General features: G+C 59.5%; 22 protein-coding genes. 14 read left to right on the top strand and 8 right to left on the bottom strand.

Annotated elements, in window-relative coordinates; genetic code table 11:
- Positions 1-89: 89 nt before the first annotated feature.
- The 3 genes from BZK31_RS18315 to BZK31_RS18305 all read left to right on the top strand — a co-directional run bounded on the left by BZK31_RS18315 (position 90) and on the right by BZK31_RS18305 (position 3,443).
- Positions 90-1,034: an alpha/beta hydrolase gene (locus tag BZK31_RS18315; RefSeq protein WP_083184349.1), complete on the top strand. Its 945-nt coding sequence runs from the start codon at positions 90-92 to the stop codon at positions 1,032-1,034.
- 41 nt (positions 1,035-1,075) lie between these two features.
- Positions 1,076-1,552: a MaoC family dehydratase gene (locus BZK31_RS18310; RefSeq protein ID WP_083184348.1), complete on the top strand. Its 477-nt coding sequence runs from the start codon at positions 1,076-1,078 to the stop codon at positions 1,550-1,552.
- A gap of 220 nt (positions 1,553-1,772) precedes the next feature.
- The gene (locus BZK31_RS18305; protein ID WP_083184347.1) at positions 1,773-3,443 is read left to right on the top strand and encodes a pectate lyase family protein; all 1,671 of its coding nucleotides are present in this window, start codon (positions 1,773-1,775) and stop codon (positions 3,441-3,443) included.
- A gap of 318 nt (positions 3,444-3,761) precedes the next feature.
- On the opposite strand, the gene BZK31_RS18300 is transcribed toward BZK31_RS18305, so the two are convergent.
- On the bottom strand, positions 3,762-3,920 hold the full coding sequence (locus tag BZK31_RS18300) for a hypothetical protein (protein ID WP_083184368.1): 159 nt from the start codon (positions 3,918-3,920) through the stop codon (positions 3,762-3,764).
- 137 nt (positions 3,921-4,057) lie between these two features.
- Entirely contained in the window at positions 4,058-4,408 is a 351-nt protein-coding gene (locus tag BZK31_RS18295) for an aspartate-semialdehyde dehydrogenase (RefSeq protein ID WP_083184346.1), read from the bottom strand.
- Between the two features lie 234 nt (positions 4,409-4,642).
- On the opposite strand from BZK31_RS18295, the gene rapA reads away from it, so the two are divergent.
- Entirely contained in the window at positions 4,643-7,489 is a 2,847-nt protein-coding gene (gene rapA / locus BZK31_RS18290; RefSeq protein WP_083184345.1) for an RNA polymerase-associated protein RapA, read from the top strand.
- 123 nt (positions 7,490-7,612) lie between these two features.
- Here the strand turns inward: rapA and BZK31_RS18285 are convergent, their stop codons facing one another.
- Positions 7,613-8,983 carry a spinster family MFS transporter gene (locus BZK31_RS18285; RefSeq protein ID WP_083184344.1) on the bottom strand — a complete coding sequence of 457 codons (1,371 nt, stop codon included), beginning with the start codon at positions 8,981-8,983 and terminating at the stop codon, positions 7,613-7,615.
- A 232-nt stretch (positions 8,984-9,215) separates the two neighbouring features.
- Between BZK31_RS18285 and BZK31_RS18280 the strand changes: the two genes are divergently transcribed.
- Positions 9,216-11,531 (top strand): putative bifunctional diguanylate cyclase/phosphodiesterase, encoded by a 2,316-nt coding sequence (locus BZK31_RS18280; RefSeq protein ID WP_083184343.1) that lies wholly within the window; start codon positions 9,216-9,218, stop codon positions 11,529-11,531.
- Between the two features lie 118 nt (positions 11,532-11,649).
- Here the strand turns inward: BZK31_RS18280 and BZK31_RS18275 are convergent, their stop codons facing one another.
- Positions 11,650-11,955, bottom strand: a complete 306-nt coding sequence (locus tag BZK31_RS18275) for a DUF2288 domain-containing protein (protein ID WP_083184342.1) — start codon at positions 11,953-11,955, stop codon at positions 11,650-11,652.
- A 328-nt stretch (positions 11,956-12,283) separates the two neighbouring features.
- Between BZK31_RS18275 and BZK31_RS18265 the strand changes: the two genes are divergently transcribed.
- The 5 genes from BZK31_RS18265 (at position 12,284) to BZK31_RS18245 (ending at position 17,272) form a co-directional block, all read left to right on the top strand.
- Complete coding sequence (locus tag BZK31_RS18265; RefSeq protein ID WP_083184341.1) at positions 12,284-13,408, top strand: branched-chain amino acid ABC transporter substrate-binding protein; 1,125 nt, start codon at positions 12,284-12,286, stop codon at positions 13,406-13,408.
- A 213-nt stretch (positions 13,409-13,621) separates the two neighbouring features.
- A complete protein-coding gene (gene livH, locus BZK31_RS18260) occupies positions 13,622-14,545 on the top strand; it encodes a high-affinity branched-chain amino acid ABC transporter permease LivH (protein WP_083184340.1) in 924 nt (307 codons plus the stop codon).
- Complete coding sequence (locus tag BZK31_RS18255) at positions 14,542-15,807, top strand: high-affinity branched-chain amino acid ABC transporter permease LivM (RefSeq protein WP_083184339.1); 1,266 nt, start codon at positions 14,542-14,544, stop codon at positions 15,805-15,807. The genes livH and BZK31_RS18255 overlap by 4 nt, the downstream gene beginning before the upstream one ends.
- Positions 15,804-16,571 carry a high-affinity branched-chain amino acid ABC transporter ATP-binding protein LivG gene (gene livG / locus BZK31_RS18250; RefSeq protein WP_083184338.1) on the top strand — a complete coding sequence of 256 codons (768 nt, stop codon included), beginning with the start codon at positions 15,804-15,806 and terminating at the stop codon, positions 16,569-16,571. Before BZK31_RS18255 ends, livG begins: the two co-directional genes overlap by 4 nt.
- Positions 16,571-17,272, top strand: coding sequence for an ABC transporter ATP-binding protein (locus tag BZK31_RS18245; RefSeq protein WP_083184337.1), 702 nt, complete (start codon positions 16,571-16,573; stop codon positions 17,270-17,272). Before livG ends, BZK31_RS18245 begins: the two co-directional genes overlap by 1 nt.
- 38 nt (positions 17,273-17,310) lie before the next feature.
- Here the strand turns inward: BZK31_RS18245 and BZK31_RS18240 are convergent, their stop codons facing one another.
- Positions 17,311-18,222 carry a LysR family transcriptional regulator gene (locus tag BZK31_RS18240; protein ID WP_083184336.1) on the bottom strand — a complete coding sequence of 304 codons (912 nt, stop codon included), beginning with the start codon at positions 18,220-18,222 and terminating at the stop codon, positions 17,311-17,313.
- A 104-nt stretch (positions 18,223-18,326) separates the two neighbouring features.
- Here BZK31_RS18240 and BZK31_RS18235 point away from each other — a divergent pair, with 104 nt between their 5' ends.
- The 4 genes from BZK31_RS18235 (at position 18,327) to nhaA (ending at position 22,921) form a co-directional block, all read left to right on the top strand.
- Positions 18,327-18,926 (top strand): short chain dehydrogenase, encoded by a 600-nt coding sequence (locus tag BZK31_RS18235; RefSeq protein ID WP_083184335.1) that lies wholly within the window; start codon positions 18,327-18,329, stop codon positions 18,924-18,926.
- 50 nt (positions 18,927-18,976) lie between these two features.
- The gene (locus BZK31_RS18230) at positions 18,977-19,657 is read left to right on the top strand and encodes a COG3650 family protein (protein WP_083184334.1); all 681 of its coding nucleotides are present in this window, start codon (positions 18,977-18,979) and stop codon (positions 19,655-19,657) included.
- A gap of 153 nt (positions 19,658-19,810) precedes the next feature.
- Complete coding sequence (locus tag BZK31_RS18225; RefSeq protein ID WP_083184333.1) at positions 19,811-21,424, top strand: NAD(P)/FAD-dependent oxidoreductase; 1,614 nt, start codon at positions 19,811-19,813, stop codon at positions 21,422-21,424.
- A 312-nt stretch (positions 21,425-21,736) separates the two neighbouring features.
- Positions 21,737-22,921 carry a Na+/H+ antiporter NhaA gene (gene nhaA, locus BZK31_RS18220; protein WP_083184332.1) on the top strand — a complete coding sequence of 395 codons (1,185 nt, stop codon included), beginning with the start codon at positions 21,737-21,739 and terminating at the stop codon, positions 22,919-22,921.
- Positions 22,922-22,989: 68 nt separating this feature from the next.
- Here the strand turns inward: nhaA and BZK31_RS18215 are convergent, their stop codons facing one another.
- The 3 genes from BZK31_RS18215 to BZK31_RS18205 form a co-directional block, all read right to left on the bottom strand.
- Entirely contained in the window at positions 22,990-23,454 is a 465-nt protein-coding gene (locus tag BZK31_RS18215) for an outer membrane lipoprotein (protein ID WP_083184331.1), read from the bottom strand.
- Between the two features lie 147 nt (positions 23,455-23,601).
- Positions 23,602-24,249 (bottom strand): pyridoxamine 5'-phosphate oxidase, encoded by a 648-nt coding sequence (gene pdxH / locus BZK31_RS18210; protein WP_083184330.1) that lies wholly within the window; start codon positions 24,247-24,249, stop codon positions 23,602-23,604.
- A 199-nt stretch (positions 24,250-24,448) separates the two neighbouring features.
- Positions 24,449-25,588: an OmpA family protein gene (locus BZK31_RS18205; protein ID WP_083184329.1), complete on the bottom strand. Its 1,140-nt coding sequence runs from the start codon at positions 25,586-25,588 to the stop codon at positions 24,449-24,451.
- Positions 25,589-25,623: the final 35 nt, after the last annotated feature.

Here is a 25,623-nt window from a genome sequence, read left to right as displayed (position 1 = left end):
AATCTTGCTGCCCATCCGGCTGCAATCACTCACGGGTTATACACTCAAGCATACATTCCAAGGCAGCCGCTCCAGATCGGGAAATCGCCATGAAGCACACTACATTCTGGCTCGACAGCAACGACCATTGCCGTCTGTACGTCAATGTCTGGCTGCCGGACACCGCGCCCAGGGCCGTGATGATGGTAGCCCACGGTATGGCAGAACACAGCGGCCGCTACGCACGACTTGGCGCGGCGTTGAGCGCGGCGGGCATCGCCTTGTATGCACACGATCAGCGCGGTCACGGCAAAACCGCCTTGCAGGGCAGGCTCGGGCATTTCGCCAACCAGGACGGCTGGAGCAAGGTGGTGGACGATCTGGCCACACTGCATCAGTCGATCGGCCAGCGGCACGCCGATCTGCCGCTGTTTCTGCTCGGCCACAGCCTGGGCAGCTACATTGCCCAGGCTTACCTGATGCACCACGGTGCAGGGTTGCAGGGCGCCATTCTCAGCGGCTCGAACTTCCATCCACCGTCTTTCTATCGCAGCGCACGTGTCGTCGCCCGGTTCGAGCGCTTGCGTCAGGGGCCCAAGGGGCGAAGCAGGCTGATCGAATGGCTGTCGTTCGGCTCGTTCAACAAGGCGTTCAAACCGGCCCGCACCTGTTTTGACTGGCTCAGCCGCGACCCGCACGAGGTGGATGCGTACATTCAGGACCCGCTGTGCGGCTTTCGATGCACCAATCAGTTGTGGGTGGATCTGCTTGGCGGGCTGCAACACATCAGTCAGCCTTCGAACCTTGCACAGATCGATTCGAGCCTTCCGCTACTCATTATTGGCGGCGAATGTGATCCGGTGAGTGCCGGCAAGCGTCTGAAAGATCTTGCCGATGCATTGGCAGAAGCGGGTCATCAAGTGTTACAACTTAATGTTTATCCGAAGGCCCGGCACGAACTGCTCAACGATACGAACCGCGACGAAGTCACCCGTGACCTGCTCGACTGGGTGCAGTACGCCCTCGATCAGCCAGGCGCGCACCGGGCCGAATGATGTTGCGCGTTTCACCTTCTTTAATTGTCCAGGACAGCCACATGACTCAAGTCACCAACACGCCCTACGAAGCCCTTGAAGTCGGTCAGACCGCCAGCTACAGCAAGACGGTTCAGGAACGCGATATTCAGCTGTTCGCGGCCATGTCCGGCGATCACAACCCGGTCCACCTGGACGCTGAATACGCGTCCAGAACCATGTTCAAGGAGCGCATCGCGCACGGTATGTTCAGCGGTGCTTTGATCAGCGCTGCCGTGGCCTGCGAATTGCCTGGGCCGGGCACGATCTACATCGGTCAGAAGATGACTTTTCAGAAGCCGGTCAAACTGGGCGATACCCTGACCGTGCGTCTTGAGATTCTGGAAAAACTGCCGAAATTCCGCGTGCGCATCGCGACCCGTGTGTTCAACCAGAACGATGAACTGGTAGTGGACGGCGAAGCGGAAATCCTCGCGCCACGCAAACAGCAGAGCGTGGAGCTGACCGTACTGCCCGAGATCACTTTCGGTCAGGCCTGAAGTCCTGGATATGCGTGGTCTGTGACGCATATCCCGACCTGCTGCTCTGACAATGCGTGGGGCGGGAAGCTGACAGGCAACTGATTCATCAAGGCTCGCTGGCCTGGCAACGTTCATGGCGGGTATTGCGGAACTCTTTTTGTGCAAGCTCCCACTCAGGGTGCAGACAGCACTTATCCGGGATCACCTATTGCCTACTCCCGCAGGCGGGGAACGCACCATGGCCAGCATCAACAGAAGTTTCAACTCCGTACCGGACATACCGACTGTCACGAGCGCAAAACCCGAGCAGGACAATGCCCTTTCTCAGTTGCAATTGCGGCCCACGTACAATCACTCCAGTACGCAGATCGACTTCGGCCCGCCGCAACGTGTGAGCGGACCACAGTCATCGATCGCTGATCTGCGCGCCGGGGCTCGGCCGTTTCACGCCAACCCGCTTTCTTCCAGCCCTCAAGGCGCGGGTGGTGCCCTGACGCTCAATAAGCTGGTGGAGGCGATTCGCAGCATTCTGAGCGAAATAAAAGAGCTGTTCACGCGCTTGCTGGGCAATCAACGGCAGCGCCCCATGGAAGCGTCAAACCCTCAAGCCGAAAACCCGACGGGCACCGACAACCCATCGTTCAAGCCAGCAATGCTTTCGTCCACATCGCCTTCGAGCGCTCCGGTCACTCCCGGTTCCCAAGCGGAAAAACCCTTCGAGGTCCGCAACGCACAGCCTGCCGATCAGCCGCAGGCCATGCCGAAAAACACCATTGAGGCGCCTCCCGGCAAGCCAGTCAGCCAGCCCCGGAAGACTGAACAGACAGACGCCGAACCTTACAAGACACCTGTAAGTCACGATCCAGTGAAAGCACCGGTGATAAAAGAGCCGGAGTTGTCCAAAGTCACGCCACCTGCTAACGAACACGCCAACATCACGCCACAGCCGAAACCCACGCCTGTCGCCCACCAGCCCGCCGGCAACGGCACGGGTGCCGACATGTCCGGCATAGTGGGCTTCGCGAAGGAGGCCAAGACCACCGGCGGCAACGGCGGTGAAGTCGTCACCGTGAACACCGTGGAGGAACTGCAGAAAAGCATGGCCGACGACAAGACCCGGACCGTACGTCTGGGTGCCGACCTGTCGGCCGATAGCAAAGTGACGGTGAAGTTCGGTGCCAACAAGACGCTGCTAGGCACGGACAAAGGCAATGAGTTGCACAACATCTACCTGGCCAGCGGCGAGACGGCCGGCAACGATATTTTCCAGAACCTGAATTTTTCCCACGATGCCCGTTATCGCGAAAACGGTGACATGCAGATGTTCATCAGCAACGGGGGCCGTTACTGGATTGATCACGACACCTTTACCGGCACCAAGGATCAGAAACCCAAGGGCCTGGACAAACTGCTTTACGTTGGCGGGAAGGCCGACAATGTCACCCTGACCAACTCGAAATTCCAGAACAACGAATATGGCGTGATTCTCGGCCAGCCGGATGATTCGGCAGCGGCCAAGGCTGAATACAAAGGCTACCCGCGCATGACCATCGCCAATAATTCATTCAACAATCTGGACGTTCGAGCGCCGGGCCTGATGCGTCACGGCGACTTTGACGTTTACAACAACCGGATCGACAACTTCCATCTGGGCTTTACGGCCACAGGCGACGCGACGATTCTGTCGCAATCGAACTATTTCGAGAAAGGCGTGGACGTTAACAACAAATCGAGCAATCAGGGTGTGCTTGACGATTATGGCGATGCCCATTTCAAAGACATCGGCAGTAACGTCAGCTTCACGCAGAAATCACCAGTGACGGTCTGGACGCCGCCCTACCAGCGTGACGTGATGACAGCGGAAGCGGCCAGGGCCTACGTCCTGGCCAATGCCGGCGCCCATCCTTGATCCATAAGCCCCTATCGTTTTGCGCCTGACTTTCAGGCAGGCACTGAAACAAAAAAAGGGCGACCGAAGTCGCCCCAAGTGCCTTGCGTGCTCATGCGCGGAAGACCTGCCGCATCCATTGCGACGCAGGCCCTTACCGCCGTGCAGTTCGAACAGGACAATGAAGGCACCGGCCCCACGCCGTCTTCACGTCTGTGAAGATGGAATCAGGCTAACCGCACTTGCGCTGAAGGACATTGACCCAGATCAGTCATCCCGCCGCCAGCTAACGCAGGAGACGGCCGGATCGGGTCGACGAGCAGGTGATACCAGTAGGGATCAACGTTTTTTCGGCTTTTTCTTCGGTTTTTTCTTGCCGCTCAGCGGCATTGCCTGCTCGAAGGCATTGCGCACTTCGTTCAGGCGCTTGTCGTTCAGATCGTGGATACGTCTGGCGCGCTCGGCGCCCAGGTCGATCAATTTGTCATCGTCGCTCATGGCGTGCAGCTCTCGGACACTCGGAATCAGTGCCAATAATGCTCAATAGCATCGGCCATGACCAGTCGCGAGGGTGAGGCAGGTGTGAAACGCTCGAAGGCTGGCATCGGTGGCGTCCTCTGACGGGACGCTCGACCTCAGATCTGAATATCGACCCACAGCCCCTGGCGTGGCTCATCATCGATCAACGGCACAACCGGCACCGTGTTGTCGGCGTTGAGCGAATCACCCGGAATGACCAGACCCTGATATTCCCCGGCGGCTTCTTCTTCACCGCCATGGGCCTGTTGATGCTGTTGCTGCTGACGTTGCTGTTCTTCGCGCAACAACAGCGCACTGCGCTCGGTGTCTTCGTTGCGCAGGTCGATGGACGTCTCGTTGGAGCTCTGCTGTACAGGGGCGACAGGCGGAATTTCCGGCATACGCTTGGCCGGGTCCAGCTGTGATGTCACCGGTACCACACTTAACGGAAGCATAGGTTGCAGCATGGTTTGGTCTCCTCTTACCGGGCTTTCGGCCGTCTGCGACGCAACTTGAACAGCCATGTAATAGGCTGTAATAATTTATACGGCCTTTTTTCACTATGTTTAATGAAATTAGTGCCATGAAAGGCGGGTTTTGTCGGTTCGCAGAGAATCCCAAGGTTTTTCCAACGTCACCTTTGGTCTTCACGGCGCGTTCCGTTAACATAGTCGGCTTTTTCAAGTCGGGAGACAGGCAGCATGGCGCAGCAGTATCAACCGGGGCAACGCTGGATTAGCGACAGCGAAGCCGAGCTGGGTTTGGGCACCGTTCTGGCACAGGACGGCCGCTTATTGACCGTGCTCTACCCGGCCACTGGCGAAACACGCCAATACTCACTGCGTAATGCACCGCTGACCCGCGTACGCTTCTCTCCAGGCGATGTGATCACTCACTTCGAAAACTGGAAAATGACCGTTCGCGAAGTGGACGACGTCGACGGATTGCTGGTCTATCACGGCCTGAATGCCAGGAACGAAGTGGTCACGCTGCCGGAAACCCAGCTGTCGAACTTCATTCAGTTCCGCCTGGCGACCGACCGTCTGTTTGCCGGGCAAATCGACCAGTTGTCCTGGTTCTCGCTGCGGTACAACACGCTGGAACACACCAGCCGCCAGTTGCAGTCCTCGCTTTGGGGGCTGGGTGGCGTACGTGCACAACCCATCGCCCACCAGTTGCACATCGCCCGCGAAGTCGCGGACCGTATTGCGCCGCGGGTTCTGCTGGCAGACGAAGTGGGACTGGGCAAGACCATCGAAGCCGGTCTGGTCATCCATCGCCAGTTGCTGTCGGGGCGCGCGAACCGCGTACTGATCCTGGTGCCTGAGAACCTTCAGCACCAGTGGCTGGTCGAGATGCGCCGCCGCTTCAACCTTCAAGTAGCGCTGTTCGATGCCGAACGCTTCATGGAAAGCGATGCGGGCAATCCGTTCGAAGACACCCAACTGGCGCTGGTGGCGCTGGAATGGCTGGTTTCCGACGAAAAGGCGCAGGATGCACTGTTCGCCGCGGGCTGGGATCTGATGGTGGTCGACGAAGCGCATCACCTGGTCTGGCACGAAGACAAGGCAAGCCGCGAATACTCATTGGTCGAGCAACTGGCCGAAGTCATCCCGGGCGTACTGCTACTCACCGCAACGCCTGAACAGTTGGGTCAGGACAGCCACTTCGCTCGTCTGCGCCTGCTGGACCCGAACCGTTTCCACGACCTGAACGCCTTCCGCGCCGAGAGCGACAACTATCGCCCGGTCGCCCAGGCGGTGCAGGAGCTGCTCGACAAAGGCGTGCTCTCCGCAGAAGCGCAGAAAACCATTCATGGTTTCCTGGGGGCTGAAGGCGACACCTTGCTGGCGGCCGTCAACACCGGCGACGACGAAGCCAAGGCGCGTCTGATTCGCGAGCTGCTGGACCGTCACGGCACTGGCCGCGTGCTGTTTCGCAACACCCGCGCTGCAGTGCAGGGTTTCCCGGAGCGCAAACTGCATCAATACCCGCTGCCCTGCCCGGCCGAATACCTCGAGCTGCCGCTCGGCGATCACCCCGATCTGTACCCGGAAGTCAGCTTCCAGGCGCACTCGGACGTCAGCGAGGAAGAGCGCTGGTGGCGCTTCGACCCGCGCGTCGACTGGCTGATCGATACCCTAAAGATGCTCAAGCGCGTCAAGGTGCTTGTGATCTGCGCCCACGCTGAAACCGCGATGGATCTGGAAGACGCGCTGCGTGTGCGCTCCGGCATTCCGGCCACGGTCTTCCATGAAGGCATGAACATTCTCGAGCGCGACCGTGCCGCGGCCTATTTTGCGGACGAAGAATTCGGCGCGCAGGTGCTGATCTGTTCGGAAATCGGCAGCGAAGGCCGCAACTTCCAGTTCTCTCATCATCTGGTGCTGTTCGATCTGCCCTCGCACCCGGACCTGCTGGAACAGCGGATCGGTCGTCTGGACCGTATCGGCCAGAAACACGTCATCGAATTGCACGTGCCGTTCCTGGAAACCAGCCCTCAGGCGCGCCTGTTCCAGTGGTATCACGAAGCGCTCAACGCGTTCCTCAACACTTGCCCGACCGGCAACGCGCTGCAGCACCAATTCGGCCCTCGTCTGCTGCCGCTGCTGGAAAGCGGTGACGACGACGAATGGCAAAGCCTGATCGACGAGGCGCGTGCCGAGCGCGAGCGTCTTGAAAGCGAACTGCACACCGGCCGCGACCGCCTGCTGGAACTCAATTCCGGCGGCGCGGGCGAAGGCGAAGCGCTGGTGGAAGCGATTCTGGAGCAGGACGATCAGTTCAGCCTGCCCATCTACATGGAAACCCTGTTCGATGCGTTCGGCATCGACAGCGAGGACCATTCGGAAAACGCCCTGATTCTCAAGCCAAGCGAGAAAATGCTCGACGCCAGTTTCCCGCTGGGCGACGACGAAGGCGTGACCATCACCTACGACCGCAACCAGGCGCTGTCCCGCGAAGACATGCAGTTCATCACCTGGGAGCACCCGATGGTTCAGGGCGGCATGGACCTGGTGCTGTCGGGTTCGATGGGCAACACCGCCGTGGCATTGATCAAGAACAAGGCGCTCAAACCGGGCACCGTGTTGCTGGAACTGATCTACGTCAGCGAAGTGGTTGCACCGCGCTCGCTGCAGTTGGGCCGTTACCTGCCGCCAGCCGCCCTGCGCTGCCTGCTGGATGCCAACGGCAATGATCTGTCGAGCCGCGTGTCGTTCAACACCCTGAACGATCAGCTCGAAAGCGTGCCACGCGCCAGCGCCAACAAGTTCATCCAGGCACAACGCGATGTACTGACGCCACGGATCAACGCCGGTGAACAGAAAATCACCCCCAAACACGCGGAACGCGTGGCACAGGCACAGCGTCGTCTGGCCGCCGACACCGAGGAAGAGCTGGCACGCCTGACAGCATTGCAGGCGGTCAACCCGACGGTCCGCGACAGCGAACTGGTTGCTCTGCGCACCCAGCGCGAACAAGGCCTGGCAATGCTGGAAAAAGCGGCACTGCGCCTGGAAGCGATCCGGGTGCTGGTCGCGGGCTGATCGGCGTCACTGCAACGCCGGACGCCGAGCGCCCTGAAAGGCAACGCAACGGCGCGTGAGGCACGATCATCAACTCTGACCGTGTCCTCGCGCCTTACGCGAATCAGCCCGAAACGCTCCACGTTAAACCGTCGCCGGGTCCGCCACACCTTGCGCAGGTTCTTCGGCCAGCATCCTGGCTTGCATGCGTTCGGCATCTTTGCTGAAGCAGCGCGATGCCAGAAACAAAAATCCCATGGTCATCAGCAATGCTGCGGGAATCAGGTACATGGCGTCGTGAAGACCAATGGCCTTGAAGCCCTCGCTCATCACTTCTACACCGGCAACCGCCATGGCCGCGTGCGCAAAATAATCCGACAACAGACCGACCACTACCGGTCCCAGCCCGCCGCCCAACAAGTACAGCCCGGCAAAGAACAGCGCCATTGCCGTCGCCCGCAGACGCGGTTCGACCACATCCTGAATCGCCGTATATACGCAGGTGTAGAAGTTATAGGCAAACAGCCAGCCCACACTGAACACCGCCACGAACACCCCGATTTCGATACGCCCCGCATGCAAGGCGTACCCCGTGGCAATGGTCGCGACCAGCATGCTGAAAGCGGCGAACAACAACCTTCCGTTGGGCGAGCGTTGATGCAGCTTGTCAGCGACCCAGCCGCCCGCCGTAAGACCGATCAGCCCTGTCATGCCGACAATCACACCTGTGGCCACGGCCGCCTCCTGCAACGGCAGCAGGAAATAGCGCTGCAGCATCGGCACCATGAACGAGTTGCAGGCATAGGTGGCGAAATTGAAGGTCAGGCCGCCCAGCACCAGCCAGCGAAAGGTCGGGATCGACAGCACGCGACGAATCGGCTTGTCGATCTTGACTTCCGACATGCGCACGCTTTCCGCCGCGCCGCGTTTGGGCTCCTTGATGAAAAAAATGAACACCGCCAGCACCAGCCCCGGCACCGCAGCGATGAAAAACGGTGCGCGCCAGCTGTCGAAAGCCTTGACCATCGCACCTATGGTAAAGAACGCCAGCAACAGACCCAACGGCAGGCCCAACATGAAGATGCCCATGGCACGGGATCGTCGATGGGCTGGAAACAGGTCACCGATCAGGGAGTTGGCCGCCGGGGCATAGCTGGCCTCACCAATGCCGACACCCATGCGCACCAGCAGAAAGGTCCAGAAGCTGCCGACCATACCGTTCACCGCGGTCAGCCCGCTCCACACCGCCAGACCGCAGCCCATCAGTTTCTTGCGCGATCCGTTATCGGCCATGCGCCCCAAGGGCAGTCCGGCGATGGCATATACCAGCGTGAACGCAGTGCCTAACAGCCCAAGCTGAAAATCGCTCAGGTGCCATTCCATACGAATGGGCTCGACGATGATGGCCGGAATGGTGCGATCGAAAAAGTTGAACAGATTGGCGAGAAACAGCAAAAACAGGATACGCCAGGCATTGGCTGCCTGAACCGGGGTGTCCGTACGAAGCGTGTTCATGAGCCGCCCGTCCCTTCTTATTAGTGATGACAATCTAGAAGGCGAACGCTCAACTGTCTGTAAACATTCGTAAACCGCAGCGTCATTGATGTTTTTTTATAACTATTCGTTATTGAGAAGATTCCAAATTCGTGGGTTCGCGTACTGGCAGTCTGACAACAGCTTCTATACTCACCTCGAATCGCCGGGCCTCAAGCCTTGGCGCCCTGGCAGTGAATAAATAGGGCTCGCTATGGAGTGGCTGGGTTTGAATATGTTCGCCGGTGTCCCGGCGGACGGGCAATTGTTGATCAACTGCAGTCACAATTTGTTTCTGGTAGCGCTGGCCTACGGCGTTGCCTGCGCGGCGTGCTTTGCCACGCTGGACATTGCCGACCGGGTCATTCAGGTCGATGCGGTAAAAAGCCGGCGTATCTGGAAAGGGCTGGGGGCGTTGTGCCTGGCCGGCGGCGTGTGGGCGATGCACTTCATCAGCATGCTCGCGTTCCAGGCACCGCTCACTATTACTTACGACCTGGGCATCACTCTGGGGTCGCTGTTGATCGTACTGGCGACCGCAATCGTCGCGATGCGTGCCCTGACCATCAAAACACTCACGCTCAAACGCTGCCTGACCAGCGCCGTGGTCATGGGCATCGGCATCAGCGCCATGCATTACATGGGCATGGCCGCCATGCGCTCCGATGCAGTGCAGTATTACGAACCCCGGACCTTCGCGCTGTCGATCCTAGTCGCCGTCCTGGCCAGCCTGGCCTTGCTGACGCTGTCCCGGCACTTGCGTAATTACAGCGGTATGTTCCATCAGATGTTCCGCTACGGCGTAAGCCTGTTTCTGGGCGCGGGGCTGCTGACCATGCACCTGATGGGCATGCGTGCCCTGCAGCTGGTCATCCATGAAGGCGCACAGCTGCACATAGCCAGCACGGCCAACAGCCAGCAACTGGGGCTGACCATTGCGGCCATTACCCTGCTGATCATTGCAGGCAGCATCAGCGCGGCGATGGCCGACAAGAAACTGCAAGGTAAGGAGCACGACTTGCAACGGGTCAATGCCTTGCTCAGCCAACTCGATCAGGCACGGGTATCGCTCCAGCAAGTGGCGCATTACGACCCGCTGACCAACCTGATCAACCGTCGCGGCTTCAATCAGATATTTGCCGAAAAGCTGCTCGAACACACCATCGGCAACGGCATGCTCGCGGTGATGTTTCTCGACATCGATCACTTCAAGCGGATCAACGACAGCCTGGGCCACGACGCAGGCGACGAGTTGCTCAAGGTGATTGCCGAGCGCATTCGCAGCGCGACCCGGGTGCAGGATGTGGTCGCACGCTTCGGTGGTGACGAGTTCTGCATCCTGCTGAGCATCCCCAATTACGAAGAAGCCCGACATCTGGCGCACCGGGTCATGCACAAAATGAAGGAAACCATCGCGCTGGCCGGACGGCGCATGGTCATGACCACCAGCATCGGCATCGCAGTGTTTCCGCGTGACGGCTCGACCTGCGACGAATTGCTCAAGCACGCTGACCTCGCGCTGTATCAATCCAAGGGCAATGGCCGAAACCGGGTCAATTTCTTCAGCCCGGCGCTCAAGACCAAAGCCAGTCTGGAACTGCATCTGGAAGAAGAACTGCGTAATGCCTTGCGTGAGGAAACCGGCCTGGAGGTGTACTACCAGCCAATCGTCGATCTGCGCACAGGGCATGTCGCCAAACTGGAGGCACTGGTGCGCTGGAACCATCCGCAACACGGGCTTCTGGTGCCCGACCGGTTCATCAGCATCGCTGAAGCCAACGGTCTGATTGCCGAGCTGGACAACTGGGTGTTGCGCCGCGCGTGCCGGGATCTGGGGACATTGCGCCTCGACGGCCTGGACAAGCTGATCATCACGGTGAATTGCTCTGCGCTGAACCTGAGCCGCGACGAACTGGTCGAGGAAGTCGAACAAGCCTTGAGCGAGGCAGACGTGGCGCCCGGCCGCCTGGAGCTGGAAGTGACCGAGAACGCCCTGATGGGCAACATCAGCAACACCATTCTGATGCTCAAGCACATTCGCAGCCTGGGCGTCTCGCTGTCAATCGATGACTTCGGAACCGGCTACTCGTCACTGGCTTATCTGAAACGCCTGCCGCTGGATACACTGAAAATCGACCGCTCCTTTATCATCGACATCCCCAAGTCGCCGCAAGACATGGAGATCGTTCAGGCGATCATCGTGATGGCGCACACCCTGCACCTCAAAGTGGTGACAGAAGGCGTCGAAACCCCTGCGCAGCTGGAGTTTCTGAGTCAGTTTGGCAGTGATTACGTACAGGGTTATCTGTTCAGCAAGCCTGAGCCACTGGACCGGATACTGCCGCTGGTGAAGCAGATGAACGAACGTGAGCCCGCCAGTCTGTGGCCAGCGTCACTGATGCTGGACGCCAGACCGATGCAAACCGACATACCCCGATCCCTTGACCTGTTCGACGACTTGCCTGGTGGCGAACACGCACTGGCTACGCGCAGTCCTGTGCGCACTCAACGTTCGCGCTGGACAGACTGACGAGACAACTGACAGCACAAGCCGCAGTCAACGCTGTGGCTTTTTGCTACGGGTGCGCTGGAGAAGTTACCTTCCCACCCATCACAGCGCCACTATCGGCACCAAAAAAAGGCATCGATCAGTCCGACGCCCTGTTCTGAATCAGCACCCAAGGTGCCACTACCACCGCCCACAGCGACGGATCACTCTCAACCAGCTCCATTGCCTTTGATTCAGACACCTTGCCGACCTTTCCAGCATCCAGCCACGCAGACACTTTGGTCGCGTCGTTTTCGGCCACGGCCTCGGCAACTTCGATCAGATCCAGCGGTAGCTCGACCCACAACAGGGCACCCTTGGCAAAGAATGGTTGCAATTCTTTCCAGGAAATAGCGGCGGTCTCCCCAAGCAGTTTGGCATAGAGGGTGCTAGGTTCTTGCGTCATGGGTTTCACCAAAAAGGAAATCGGCGCAATGATACCGCCGCCGTTCCCGCAGACAAACCCAGAAGCGACTGATTGATTGCCGGAAAGTCCCGAAAACCATCACGATCAGTGCGGTCTTGCAGATCGTCGACCGGTTGGATTCTGTAACTTTCTTTCGATTAAGCGACACGTACAGATCGACTCCCCTGCCCCATGCTTTCCAAGCGATTCACCGGCACTCTAAACTGTTCCGGTACAGTTGGCGGAGCGGGGAAAGGACGGTGTCGAAGCCGGTCCTGTAGCCTTGGCCAGCAGGATTATAAAAACTACAACGCAAGAGTGGAGCATCATGACTAAGGGTACCAAGAAGCTTTCCAGGCTGTTTGCCGCATTGGTTATGGCCGGGGTTGCCAGCCATTCGTACGCAGCCGACACCATCAAGATAGGTATCGCCGGCCCCAAGACCGGCCCGGTCGCCGAGTACGGCACCATGCAGTTCAACGGCGCCAGGATGGCCATCGAGCAGATCAACGCCAAGGGCGGTGTCGATGGCAAGAAACTCGAAGCTGTCGAATACGATGATGCCTGCGACCCGAAACAGGCCGTGGCAGTTGCCAACAAGGTCGTCAACGATGGCGTGAAATACGTGATCGGTCACCTGTGCTCCAGCTCCGCTCAACCTGCATCCGACGTCTATGAAGACGAAGGCATCATCATGGTGACCCCGGCAGCCACCAGCCCTGATATCACCAGCCGTGGCTACAAGCTGGTATTCCGTACCATCGGTCTGGACAGCGCGCAGGGGCCTGCAGCCGGTAACTACATCGCAGACGTCGCCAAGCCGAAAATCGTTGCAGTCATTCACGACAAGCAGCAATACGGCGAAGGCATCGCTTCCGCAGTAAAAACCACGCTGGAAAGCAAAGGCGTCAAGGTTGCCCTGTTCGAAGGCATCAATGCCGGTGACAAGGACTTCTCGTCGCTGATCGCCAAGCTCAAGCAAGCCAATGTCGACTTCGTCTACTACGGCGGCTACCACCCGGAGTTGGGCCAGATTCTGCGCCAGTCCAAGGAAAAAGGCCTGAACGCCAGGTTCATGGGTCCTGAAGGTGTGGGCAACGACTCCATCTCGCAAATCGCAGGCCAAGCCTCCGAAGGCCTGCTGGTCACCCTGCCGAAATCCTTTGACCAGGATCCCGCCAACCAGGCGCTGACAAAGGCATTCCAGGACAAGAAACAGGATCCGAGCGGTCCGTTCGTGTACCCGTCCTACTCCGCCGTTCAGGTCATTGCCGACGGCATTGCTGCCGCCAAGTCCGAAGACACCGACAAGGTGGCAGCCGCCATCCACGCCGGTACGTTCAAGACGCCGATGGGCGAACTGAGCTACGACGCCAAGGGCGACCTGAAGAACTTCCAGTTCGTGGTCTACGAATGGCACTTCGGCAAGCCGAAGACCGAAGCCGCCAAATAAGCTGCTTGCGTTGACAACCGAAGCCCACTGCACATGCAGTGGGCTTTGTTTTACGAATCATGGCCCGCCTGCCGAGATCCGGTGGCCAGGCCCCCTGAAAATCTTAAAACCGTTACCAGCGGTTCGCTGGCGGCGTCATCGGCAACGCATCGACAGAATGCGTACCCGACGCAGGCCGGAGAAATGCAGATCAGGTTTTTAGGAGCGCGGTAAATGCCCGAGTTATTCCACTACATGCAACAACTGGTCAATGGCCTGACCATTGGCAGTACGTATGCATTGATCGCCATCGGTTACACGATGGTTTACGGCATCATCGGAATGATCAACTTCGCCCATGGCGAGGTGTACATGATCGGTTCCTACGTTGCATTCATGGCGCTTGCCGGCCTGGCAATGATGGGCATCGACAGCCTGCCGCTGTTGATGATCGCAGGCTTCGCCGCGTCAATCATCGTGACCAGTGCCTATGGCTACAGCATCGAACGCGTCGCCTACCGTCCGTTGCGCAACAGCAACCGTCTGATTCCACTGATTTCTGCGATCGGCATGTCGATCTTCCTGCAGAACTCGGTTCAGCTTTCCCAGGGTTCCGGCAACTTTGCCATTCCCAACCTGTTGCCCGGCAGCCTGTCCTTCGGACCGGGCGGTGCGCAGGAAGTACTGATTTCCTACATGCAGATTGTGGTCTTCATCGTCACATTGCTGGCCATGACCGGCCTGACCCTGTTCATCTCCCGCTCGCGAATGGGCCGCGCCTGCCGCGCGTGTGCCGAGGACATGAAAATGGCCAACCTGCTGGGTATCAATACCAACACCATCATTGCCCTGACTTTCGTGGTCGGTGCCGCACTGGCCGCAGTCGCCGCCATGTTGTTGAGCATGCAATACGGCGTGATCAACCCGAGCGCGGGTTTTCTCGTAGGCCTGAAAGCATTCACGGCCGCCGTGCTGGGTGGCATCGGTTCGATTCCGGGTGCAGTGCTCGGCGGTCTGGTGCTGGGCGTCGCCGAAGCCTTCGGTGCCGACATCTTTGGTGATCAGTACAAGGACGTCGTGGCCTTCGGCCTGCTGGTTCTGGTGCTGCTGTTCCGCCCGACCGGCATTCTGGGTCGTCCGGAGGTTGAGAAAGTATGAGCAAGTCCTTCAAACAGGCGCTGTTCAGCGCTGCGCTGGTGTGGGCCGTCGCCTACCCGGTGTTCGGCCTGAAACTGGCCTTTTCCGGCGTAACCCTGCAAGTGCATAACGCCAGCCCCATGACCCTGACCATCATCGCGGTCTGCTCGGTGCTGCTGTTTCTGCGGGTGCTGTTCGCCGACAAAATCAGCAACCTGCGCAGCGGTGATCGCGCCCCGCTGATCTCACAGAAAACCAGTGACTTCATGACCCGACCGACAACCCAGCGTTGGGGCCTTGCCGCCCTGATCGTACTGGCGTTCGTCTGGCCGTTCTTCGGCTCACGCGGCGCGGTCGACATTGCCACTCTGATCCTGATTTACGTCATGCTCGGCCTGGGCCTGAACATCGTGGTCGGCCTCGCCGGTCTGCTGGACCTGGGCTATGTCGGGTTCTATGCGGTCGGTGCCTACGGCTATGCCCTGCTCTCGCACTACTTCGGCCTGAGTTTCTGGGAGAGCCTGCCGCTGGCCGGTCTGCTGGCTGCGCTGTTCGGCTTCCTGCTCGGCTTCCCGGTGCTACGGCTAAGAGGCGATTACCTGGCCATCGTGACGCTCGGATTCGGTGAGATCATCCGTATCTTCCTGCGCAACCTGACCGACATCACCGGCGGCCCCAACGGCATCAGCAACATCGAAAAACCGACCCTGTTCGGCCTGAGCTTCGAACGCCGTGCCGCCGAAGGTGCGCAGACGTTCCACCAGTATTTCGGGCTGGACTACAACCCGATCAGCAAGGTGATCTTCCTTTACCTGATCGCCCTGCTACTGGCACTGGCCGCGCTGTTCGTCATCAACCGTCTGCTGCGCATGCCGATCGGTCGTGCCTGGGAAGCCTTGCGCGAAGATGAGATCGCCTGCCGGGCGCTGGGCCTGAATCCGACCGTGATCAAACTGTCGGCCTTCACCCTGGGCGCTGCATTCGCCGGTTTCGCGGGCAGCTTCTTCGCTGCTCGTCAGGGCCTGGTGACCCCGGAGTCCTTCACCTTCATCGAGTCGGCAATCATCCTGGCCATCGTCGTTCTCGGCGGTATGGGCTCGCAACTGGGCGTGATTCTGGCGGCCATCGTGATGATCCTGCTGCCAGAGCTGATGCGTGAATTCAGCGACTACCGCATGTTGATGTTCGGTGCCCTGATGGTGCTGATGATGATCTGGCGCCCTCAAGGTTTCCTGCCCATGCAACGACCCGTCATGAAACTGAAAGCGGAGGTGGCCAAATGAGCCAGCCTCTATTGCAAGCCACGGGCCTGAGCATGCGCTTTGGCGGTCTGCTGGCGGTCAACGGCGTGGCCCTGACCGTTCATGAAAAACAGGTCGTATCGATGATCGGCCCCAATGGCGCCGGCAAGACCACGGTCTTCAACTGCCTGACGGGTTTCTATCGGCCCAGCGCCGGTACGATCCTGCTGGACGGCGAGCCGATCCAGGGTCTGGCCGGTCATCAAATCGCCCGCAAGGGCGTGGTGCGTACCTTCCAGAACGTGCGCCTGTTCAAGGAAATGACCGCCGTCGAGAACCTGCTGGTGGCCCAGCATCGGCACCTGAATACCAACTTCCTGTCAGGCCTGTTCAAAACCCCGGCCTTCCGCCGCAGCGAGCGCGAAGCCATGGAGTACGCCGAGCACTGGCTGGAAGCCGTCAACCTCAAGGAATTCGCCAACCGTCCGGCCGGCACACTGGCCTACGGTCAGCAACGCCGTCTGGAGATCGCCCGCTGCATGATGACGCGCCCGCGCATTCTGATGCTGGATGAACCGGCAGCCGGACTGAACCCGCGGGAAACCGAAGACTTGAAAGCGCTGATCGGTGTGCTGCGCAATGAGCACAACGCAACCGTATTGCTGATCGAGCACGACATGAAACTGGTGATGAGCATTTCCGACCACATCGTGGTGATCAACCAGGGCACGCCGCTGGCCGACGGTACGCCGGAACAGATCCGTGACAATCCTGAAGTGATCAAAGCCTACCTGGGGGAAGCGTAATGCTGCAGTTCGAAAACGTTTCCACTTTCTATGGCAAGATCCAGGCGCTGCACAGCGTCAATGTAGACGTGCGTCAAGGCGAAATCGTAACCCTGATCGGCGCCAACGGTGCGGGCAAATCGACTTTGCTGATGACCCTGTGCGGCTCGCCTCGCGCCCAGAGCGGCAGCATCCGCTACATGGGTGAGGAACTGGTCGGTCAGGAGTCATCGGTGATCATGCGCAAAAGCATCGCCGTCGTGCCGGAAGGCCGTCGCGTGTTCGCCCGCCTGACCGTGGAAGAAAACCTGGCCATGGGCGGTTTTTTCACCGAAAAGGGTGATTATCAGGAGCAGATGGACAAGGTCCTGCACCTGTTTCCGCGCCTCAAGGAACGCTTCACGCAACGCGGCGGCACCATGTCCGGCGGCGAACAGCAGATGCTTGCGATTGGCCGCGCGCTGATGAGCAAGCCCAAGTTGCTGTTGCTGGACGAGCCGTCGCTGGGTCTTGCACCGATCATCATTCAGCAGATTTTCGAGATCGTCGAACAGTTGCGGCGTGATGGCGTGACCGTGTTTCTGGTCGAACAGAACGCCAACCAGGCGCTGAAAATCGCCGACCGCGCCTATGTACTGGAGAACGGTCGCGTGGTCATGCAGGGCACCGGCGAAGAACTGCTGGTCGATCCGAAAGTGCGAGACGCCTATCTGGGCGGGTAACCGTCGTATGATTGCGCCCATGTTCTGCATGGGCGCAGTCAGCCCAACTGCCCCAGCGCCGAACCGCTGCGTTCGAACCAGCCCACCAGATAATCCGCCAGCACCTGCACCCGCCTGGGAACGCTCCCTTCGTAGGGATGCACCAGAAACATCGGCGTGGTTGCCGTCTGGTAATCACGAAACAGCCAATGCAAGCGCCCGTCGTTGATTTCCTCATGCACCATATAGGACGGTAGCCGAGCGATACCGGCACCGGCCAGTGCGGCCTTTTTCAGCAAGCTGTAGTGATTGCTGGCAAACGGACCGTCGACCTGCACCCGTGTCAGCTCGTGATTCTGGTGATAAAGCCACTGGTAGCGACTGCTGTAGTGACTGTTGATCAGGCAACGGTGTCGGGCCAGTTCGTCCGGCGTTTGTGGCCAGCCCTGTCGATCCAGATAACGCGGACTGGCGCAGGTCAGTTCCTGCATCGCCAACAGCGTTCGGGCCACCAGACGTTCGTCGCCAGGCACCTGTGAACGTATCGCCAGATCGAACCCGTCGCGGCGCAAATCCCGCAGGCTGTTATTGAGTTCAAGTTCGATCTTCACTTGCGGGTAAGTGTCGTAGAACTCCATCAGCAGACCGTCGAAGAACGTTTCCCCCAGCGAAACAGGCGCAGTGATGCGCACCTCACCCACCATGTCATCACGCATCAGCGCCACGATACCGCGCGCCCGCTCCATGTGGGTCATCAACTGCTGCGCCTGGGGCAGCAAGGCGAGTCCCGCCGGCGTCAGACTCAAGGCGCGGGTGGTACGGTGCAGCAGTTGTACGCCGTAGGTCTTTTCCAACTGAGAAATCCGTTTCGACAACCGCCCTTTGCTGCACCCCAGACGCGAGGCCGCCGAGGTGAAACTGCCTGTTTCGATCAGGACCGCGAAAGCCGCCAGATCCTCCATCTCGCTCATGGATTGTTTCCTTTAGAGAACCAAAGGTTTCCAATTAGCATCTTTATCGAAGGCTAACCAGCTTTCTACACTGACGGCTCATGTGATCCATCTGGAGCGGCGCAATGAAAGTCCTGTTGATTGGTGCAAGTGGAACCATAGGCTCGGCGATTGAACGCGAACTGGCACCACGCCATGAGATCCTGCGAGTCGGCCGTAAGGGTGGCGATGCGCGTGTCGACATCAGTGACAGTGCCTCGATCCGCGCCTTGTTCGAGCGCGTAGGCCGTTTCGATGCGTTGATCTGCGCCGCCGGCAGTGTGAAATTCGTGCCGCTGGACAGCATGAGCGAAGCCGACTTCGCCCTGGGTTTGCAGGATAAGTTGATGGGCCAGGTCAATCTGCTGCTGATCGGTAAAGAGTTTGCCAATGACGGCGCATCATTCACCTTCACCTCCGGGGTGCTGAGTCAGGAACCGATTCTTTCCGGCATTTCGGCCAGCCTGGTCAATGGCGCCATCGACGCCTTCGTGCGGGCAGCGGCCATCGAACTGCCGCGCGGCATGCGTGTGAATTCGGTCAGCCCGACCGTGCTGCTCGAATCCATGGACAAATACGCGCCCTACTTCCGGGGCTTCAAGCCTGTTGCGGCTGCCGACGTGGCACTGGCCTACGCCAGAAGCGTAGAAGGCATGCACACCGGCCGGACATATCAGGTCTTGTGATGCGGCAACAGTCTGCGTAACGTGGCGGCACCTGTCTGGAGACCCGCCTCATGTTCGCTGCTCGTTCCGTCCTCGTATTCGCTCTTCTGCCGCTATTCGCCGGATGCCAGATGCTCGGCATCAAGGCCGACACACCGAAAGTTTCAACGGCCGGCATGATCCGCATGCAGGGCGACCTGACCGGCGAGAACGGGCAATTGATGTTCAAGCCCTGCAACGAACAGCGTCGCTATGCAGTCAAGGACCGCAACAACACCGGCCTCCTTCAGGAGGCTGCCAGTCTGGCAGACAGCAAGGGTCGCGTGTTCGCCGATTTGCGTGGCTCATTCACCGCCAGCAAGGCTGTTAACAGTGACGGTCAACTGGACCTGCATCAGGTGTACCGCGTCGAGCGTCCCGGGCAGGCTTGCGAAGACCTCAACTTCAAGCGCCTGACCCTGCACGTCAACGGCAACAAGCCAGCGTGGAACGTCAATGTCAGCGGCAAGGGCATGGTGCTCGAGCGCGAAGGTCAGCCTCCGTTGGCAGTGCCGTATCTGGAAGAACAACTGCCGGACGGCAGTTTCAGCGTCAGCAGCGAAGCCAACAACCAGCGCATCGAGCTATGGGTGGCGCCTCAACGCTGCATCGACAGCGTCAATGGCTCGGTGCAGCACCTGACCGCCGAACTGCGCCTCAACGGTCAGGCCCAGCGCGGCTGTGGCTATTACGGCGGTTCGCGAGACGACTGATGCCTCGCGGGGCAACGATTTTGGCGACCGACGGCACCCGTCATCGCCAAGACTGCACACCCCGACTCGCCGCCCAAGGGGTTCAGCGCTTATAATCGCCGGTTCTTGAAGTGCTGTCGGGCTGAACCTGCGGCCCGAAAACTGGACCCCTTAATGTTACGAATCACCGAACTCAAGCTGCCGATCGATCATCCGGACGAAGACCTGCGCCCTGCCCTCTTGCAACGCCTGGGCATCGACAGCAGCGAATTGCTGGACTTCACGCTGTTCAAGCGCAGCTACGATGCGCGCAAGAAGTCCTCCGAACTGTGCTTCATTTACACCATCGACTTTCAGGTCCGTGACGAAGACGCCTTGTTGCGCAAGCTGGCCAATGACCGTCATGTCGGCCCGGCACCCGACATCAGCTACAAGGTGGTGGGCCACGCCCCCGAAGACCTGAGCGAGCGGCCGGTGGTCGTGGGCTTCGGTCCCTGCGGGATCTTCGCGGGCTTGTTGCTGGCGCAGATGGGTTTCAAACCGATCATCCTCGAACGCGGCAAGGAAGTGCGACAGCGCACCAAGGATACTTGGGGCCTGTGGCGCAAGAACGTGCTCAACCCGGAGTCCAACGTTCAGTTTGGCGAAGGCGGCGCGGGCACCTTCTCTGACGGCAAGCTCTACAGCCAGATCAAGGACCCTTACTTTCACGGTCGCAAAGTGCTGCACGAGTTCGTCAAAGCCGGCGCGCCGGAAGAGATCCTCTATGTCAGCAAACCGCACATCGGCACTTTCCGCCTGACCGGCGTCGTCGAAAACATGCGTCACCAGATTGAAACGCTCGGCGGCGAAGTGCGCTTCCAGCAACGTGTCACCGACCTGACGATCGAAGACGGTCAATTACAGGGCGTGGTGCTCGATGGCGGCGAACGGATTGCGTCACGTCACGTCATTCTCGCGCTGGGTCACAGTGCCCGTGACACCTTCCGCATGCTGCACGGCCGTGGCGTGTTCATGGAGGCCAAACCGTTTTCGGTGGGCTTCCGTATCGAGCACCCGCAGTCGCTGATCGACCGTGCCCGCCTGGGCAAATACGCCGGGCACCCGAAACTGGGCGCTGCGGACTACAAGCTGGTGCACCACGCCAGCAATGGCCGTTCGGTCTACAGCTTCTGCATGTGCCCTGGCGGTACGGTGGTGGCTGCAACGTCCGAACCAAACCGTGTGGTCACCAACGGCATGAGCCAGTACTCGCGCAACGAGCGCAACGCCAACTCGGGCATCGTGGTCGGCATCACGCCGGAACAGGATTTTCCAGGCAGCCCGCTGGCGGGTATCGAATTGCAGGAACGCCTTGAGTCTCATGCTTATCTGCTGGGTGGCAGCACCTACGAGGCACCCGCGCAACTGGTCGGTGACTTCATCGCAGGCAAAGCCTCTACGGCGCTGGGCAGTGTCGAACCTTCGTACAAGCCAGGGGTGAAACTGGTCGATCTGGCCGAGGCCTTGCCGGCTTTCGCCATCGACGCCATTCGTGAAGCGCTGCCAGCGTTCGACAAGCAGATCAAGGGCTTCTCGCTGCACGATGCCGTGCTGACCGGTATCGAAACCCGCACATCCGCACCACTACGCATTACCCGAGGCCCGAACATGCAAAGCCTCAACACCAAGGGCCTGTACCCGGCCGGTGAAGGCGCGGGTTACGCCGGCGGCATTCTGTCGGCGGGTGTCGACGGGATTCGTATCGCCGAGGCGCTGGTACGCGACATGCTGGGGATCGAGGGCTGAGCCCGTCCTGAATGGTGTTCTCGGCCGCACTGCCACACAGTGCGACCGTGACATCAACGTCACACCGTTTACAGTAATACCCAACCACTGCCGACTGAACTTATAAAGTTACAATTACGTAATAAAAAGAGTCTTTGGGAAATCTCCTACATACAAAAAAGACCTGATTAAGACTTAATAAGTTACACATTAATTAGACTCTTCCGGCTTCCCATACAGCCGTCATTTTTAGATCAAAAACGACTATAACTTTTGTTTTAACTTCTCTTTCAACGCGTTACGGTGACGGCCTCTTTTTACCGGATACGGAGAATGGTCGCGCCCATGCGAAATACCATTACACGCTTTTTTCAGCTTGAAGCAGCCGGCGGCCTGCTATTGATCGCCGCTGCCGCACTGGCCCTGATCATCAACAATTCGCCATTGTCCTGGCTCTACATGGCCTTTCTCGATACACCGGTCGCCACCTGGATCGGCGCACTGCAAATCAACAAACCGTTGCTGTTATGGATCAACGACGGCCTGATGGCGCTGTTCTTTCTGGTCATAGGTCTGGAAGTCAAACGTGAAGTCCTGGAAGGCCACCTGTCGAAACCTTCGCAAATAATCCTGCCCGGTGCTGCCGCACTTGGCGGTATGGTAGTTCCAGCGCTGATCTATGTTGCGCTGAATACAGGCAACGCCGAAGCTTTGAACGGCTGGGCCATTCCGATGGCGACCGACATCGCCTTCGCACTTGGTGTTCTGGCGCTGCTGGGAAAGCGCGTACCGGTGTCCCTGAAATTGTTTCTGATGACCCTGGCAATCATCGACGATCTGGGCGCGATCATTGTCATTGCACTGGTGTATTCAGGCGAGCTGTCACACACCTCGCTGATGCTGGCAGGGGCCTCTATCGTCGCGCTGATCGCAATGAACCGTTTCGGCGTGTCCAGACTGGCGCCCTATCTGCTAGTGGGCCTGGTGCTGTGGGTTTGTGTGCTGAAAAGCGGAATCCACGCGACGCTGGCAGGCGTGGTGCTGGCATTCTGTATTCCGCTTCGCACCCGGGCCAAGGGTTCACCACTGCTGACTCTGGAGCACGCGCTGCACCCATGGGTCGCGTACGCCATTCTGCCGCTGTTCGCATTCGCCAATGCCGGCGTGTCGCTGGCTGGAATAACCCTGGACAGCTTCATCCATCCGGTGCCCATGGGCATTGCGGCGGGCCTACTGCTGGGCAAGACCCTGGGCGTGTTCGGACTGACATGGCTGGCGGTCAGGACGCGGGTAGCCGCCCTGCCCAAAGAGGCAAACTGGGGCCACGTGCTCGGCGTTTCGATCCTGTGCGGCATTGGCTTCACCATGAGCCTGTTCGTCGGTTCACTGGCATTCGAACCGGGCGTCAGTGCGTATGCGGGTGAAGACCGGATGGGCATTTTGACCGGTTCGATACTGTCGGCCATTATCGGCTACGCGGTGATGGCAATGGCTTGCAAGGCCTCATCGCCGCGCTGAAAACCGGTATGACAGACACAAAAAACCCCGAGTCTTTCGACTCGGGGTTTTGTTGGAATCGCTACCGATCAATGAGTCACGCGGCTCGTGCCGTTGACGGTCATGATGCGTACCCGCTCGCCGACCCGGAAAATCTCGTTTTCCTGAACCTGCTGAACATAGGCGCGCATGCTGCCGTCATCTTCGCGAACGGTGATCTCGACGCCTTGGGTACGGGTCAGGCCTTCTTCAGTCGCGGAACCCAGCAAGCCACCCGCAACTGCGCCGATCACCGCAGCCACGACGCTGCCACGACCGCCACCGATGGCACTGCCGCCGACACCGCCGACGACGGCACCTGCACCGGCACCGATTGGGGTCTTGGTGCCTTCGATTTTCACGGGACGCAACGACTCGACAGTGCCCATGCGTACAGTCTGTACGGTTCTGGCTTCATCACGGGAATACGAGTCACCGGTGAGATTCGAAGTACAGCCGCCCAACGTCAACGCCATGGCAGTGAACGATGCAACCAGAAGAGCAGACTTGCGCATAAAAGGTATCTCCAGAGGAACTAGTGGCCATTAGACTACCCAGGGCGGGCACTGTCACGACCCTCGTTCCGCAATTTAAATTCATTCAGGCGCCATACAGCGACAACCTACGTAACGCTCAGACGGCCCGGCAGACAAATAATTCAATCAGGGCGCCAAACGCTCGCGCGTCCATTGGCCCTCTATCAAACGATAGTTCAAACGGTCATGAAGGCGGCTCGAACGGCCCTGCCAGAACTCGATTCGCTCCGGCAGCAGGCGATACCCACCCCAGTGCTCCGGGCAATGAGGCGCGGTATCGAGAAAGCGCTGCTCGGTCTGTCTGATCAGCCCCTCGAGTTCTTCTCGGTCGGCGATCACCCGACTCTGCGGAGACGCCCAGGCCCCGAGCCGACTGCCCAGCGGCCGGACCTGATAATAGGCGTCCGACTCCTGAGCGCTGACCTTCACCACCCGGCCTTCGATACGCACCTGCCGTTCGAGGGTCGGCCAGAAGAACGTCATCGCCGCGAACGGACGCGCAGCCAGTTGCTGCCCCTTGGCGCTGTCGTAGTTGGTGAAAAAGGTGAACCCTTGAGTATCGAGCCCCTTGAGCAAGAGCACCCGGCAGTGCGGACGCCCTTCTTCATCAACCGTCGCCAGAGTCATGGCGTTGGCTTCCACCGGTGCCTGTTCGGTTTGCACCGCTTCGGCGAACCATTGGTGAAACAGGGCAAACGGCTCGTCCGGTGACTGTGCTTCGGTCAAACCGTCGCGTGTGTAGTCACGACGCATGTCAGCCAGGGTCTGGGTCATGGTGTCATTCCTGAGTTTGCGACTACAAATCTTAGGCTCTGTACGAAAAGTCGGCGAGCGCGGCCACTTTTCCTGCAGAGCCCGGCGCGTCACCCCTGGGGATCGCATGCAATGGTGACTCGCTACGGCACATTACACGCAGCGCGTCTGGGGGAGGCATTCCCACGCAAGCATGGGAATGATAAGGGTGACGACAGGATCAGTTGCTGGCCTGGGTATCGGTCTTCTTGGCAGCTGCATCCTTGGCCGGAGTCTTGGCCGCTGCAGGCTTTTTCGCCGCCGCGGTGGTCTTGGCCGGCGCTGCCTTCTTGGCTGTGGTGGCCTTAGCCTTGGCCGGTGCAGCTTTCTTGGCGGTGTCCTTCTTGGCGGGCGCAGCCTTCTTGGCAGGAACGGCCGCGGGCACGACAGGCTTGACGTCCTGAGTCGCGACCATGGTCGGTGCAACCGGCGGCAGCGCATAGCGGCTCATCAGCGCAACCATGGTGTCCTGCGGCGTCATGAGGATTTCGACACGGCGGTTGAGCGCGCGACCCTGCGCGCTGTCGTTGGCGGCACGTGGCATCACGGCGCCCATGCCGCGCTGACTCAGGCGCTGGCGCTCAAGGCCGCTGAGACGGAAGATCGCAGCAACCGATTGCGCACGTTCCTGGCTGATTTTCTGGTTGGCGTCGGTAGGGCCCGACGTGTCGGCGTGGCCCAGAATGAGTACAGCCGATCTCTTGTCACCCTCGACCGCTTTGGCCAGACGGGTGATCGGGCCCAGAGTGACCGGCAGCAACATGGCCGGACGATCCGGGTTGAACGAGCTGTCTACCGGTGCGGTGATCGCCAGCAGGTCGTCGCGACGTTCCAGCTCGAACGGAGTGTCCTTGATGGCGGCACGCACGCGTGGCTCGTATTCATCCAGCCAGGCCTTGGTCACTTTCGGATCGGGCATCGGCAGCGCCTTTGGCTCGTCCTTTTTGGCTTCCGAACTGCCGAAAGGCCACCACCAGGTCTTGTCGGCTTCGGATTTCGCGACCAGCGCTGGCTTGTCGGCAGGCTTGCTGGCAACGGCGTCAGGCTTGGCCGCAGTGGCGTCATCGGAACCGAACGGCCAGTACCAGGACTTGCCGCTCTTCGCTTCGCCGGCCGGTGCGGGTGCATCAGTTGCCTTGGCAACCGGTGCAGCAGGTGCCGGGCTGGAAGCCGGAGCCTTTGCAGACACATCGTCGGCTGCGCTGCCCGAACCGAATTGCCACCAGTGGCCTTCAGTCGCAGCGGAATCGGATTGAGGGGTTTGAGCACAGCCGGTGACGGCGATACACAGGGCGAGAACGAGGCTTTTATTGGACGACATGGATGACCCACAACAGTTTTTGATCAGACAGAAGG

The sequence above is a fragment of the Pseudomonas floridensis genome, from assembly GCF_002087235.1.
Classification (GTDB): Bacteria; Pseudomonadota; Gammaproteobacteria; order Pseudomonadales; family Pseudomonadaceae; genus Aquipseudomonas; species Aquipseudomonas floridensis.
Note: the sequence above shows the minus strand (reverse complement) of the source record. Positions and strands in the feature narration are given on the sequence as shown.

Coding starts and splice junctions, on each gene's coding strand:
- BZK31_RS18295 (WP_083184346.1), bottom strand. CDS start 4,408: ATGCTGCAACCTATGCTTCCGTTAAGTGTGGTACCGGTGACATCACAG.
- BZK31_RS18235 (WP_083184335.1), top strand. CDS start 18,327: ATGAAAGTCCTGTTGATTGGTGCAAGTGGAACCATAGGCTCGGCGATT.
- BZK31_RS18265 (WP_083184341.1), top strand. CDS start 12,284: ATGACTAAGGGTACCAAGAAGCTTTCCAGGCTGTTTGCCGCATTGGTT.
- BZK31_RS18300 (WP_083184368.1), bottom strand. CDS start 3,920: ATGAGCGACGATGACAAATTGATCGACCTGGGCGCCGAGCGCGCCAGA.
- rapA (WP_083184345.1), top strand. CDS start 4,643: ATGGCGCAGCAGTATCAACCGGGGCAACGCTGGATTAGCGACAGCGAA.
- BZK31_RS18280 (WP_083184343.1), top strand. CDS start 9,216: ATGGAGTGGCTGGGTTTGAATATGTTCGCCGGTGTCCCGGCGGACGGG.
- BZK31_RS18205 (WP_083184329.1), bottom strand. CDS start 25,588: ATGTCGTCCAATAAAAGCCTCGTTCTCGCCCTGTGTATCGCCGTCACC.
- livH (WP_083184340.1), top strand. CDS start 13,622: ATGCCCGAGTTATTCCACTACATGCAACAACTGGTCAATGGCCTGACC.
- BZK31_RS18230 (WP_083184334.1), top strand. CDS start 18,977: ATGTTCGCTGCTCGTTCCGTCCTCGTATTCGCTCTTCTGCCGCTATTC.
- livG (WP_083184338.1), top strand. CDS start 15,804: ATGAGCCAGCCTCTATTGCAAGCCACGGGCCTGAGCATGCGCTTTGGC.
- BZK31_RS18225 (WP_083184333.1), top strand. CDS start 19,811: ATGTTACGAATCACCGAACTCAAGCTGCCGATCGATCATCCGGACGAA.
- BZK31_RS18315 (WP_083184349.1), top strand. CDS start 90: ATGAAGCACACTACATTCTGGCTCGACAGCAACGACCATTGCCGTCTG.
- BZK31_RS18285 (WP_083184344.1), bottom strand. CDS start 8,983: ATGAACACGCTTCGTACGGACACCCCGGTTCAGGCAGCCAATGCCTGG.
- BZK31_RS18310 (WP_083184348.1), top strand. CDS start 1,076: ATGACTCAAGTCACCAACACGCCCTACGAAGCCCTTGAAGTCGGTCAG.
- BZK31_RS18275 (WP_083184342.1), bottom strand. CDS start 11,955: ATGACGCAAGAACCTAGCACCCTCTATGCCAAACTGCTTGGGGAGACC.
- BZK31_RS18215 (WP_083184331.1), bottom strand. CDS start 23,454: ATGCGCAAGTCTGCTCTTCTGGTTGCATCGTTCACTGCCATGGCGTTG.
- BZK31_RS18240 (WP_083184336.1), bottom strand. CDS start 18,222: ATGAGCGAGATGGAGGATCTGGCGGCTTTCGCGGTCCTGATCGAAACA.
- BZK31_RS18305 (WP_083184347.1), top strand. CDS start 1,773: ATGGCCAGCATCAACAGAAGTTTCAACTCCGTACCGGACATACCGACT.
- pdxH (WP_083184330.1), bottom strand. CDS start 24,249: ATGACCCAGACCCTGGCTGACATGCGTCGTGACTACACACGCGACGGT.
- BZK31_RS18245 (WP_083184337.1), top strand. CDS start 16,571: ATGCTGCAGTTCGAAAACGTTTCCACTTTCTATGGCAAGATCCAGGCG.
- nhaA (WP_083184332.1), top strand. CDS start 21,737: ATGGTCGCGCCCATGCGAAATACCATTACACGCTTTTTTCAGCTTGAA.
- BZK31_RS18255 (WP_083184339.1), top strand. CDS start 14,542: ATGAGCAAGTCCTTCAAACAGGCGCTGTTCAGCGCTGCGCTGGTGTGG.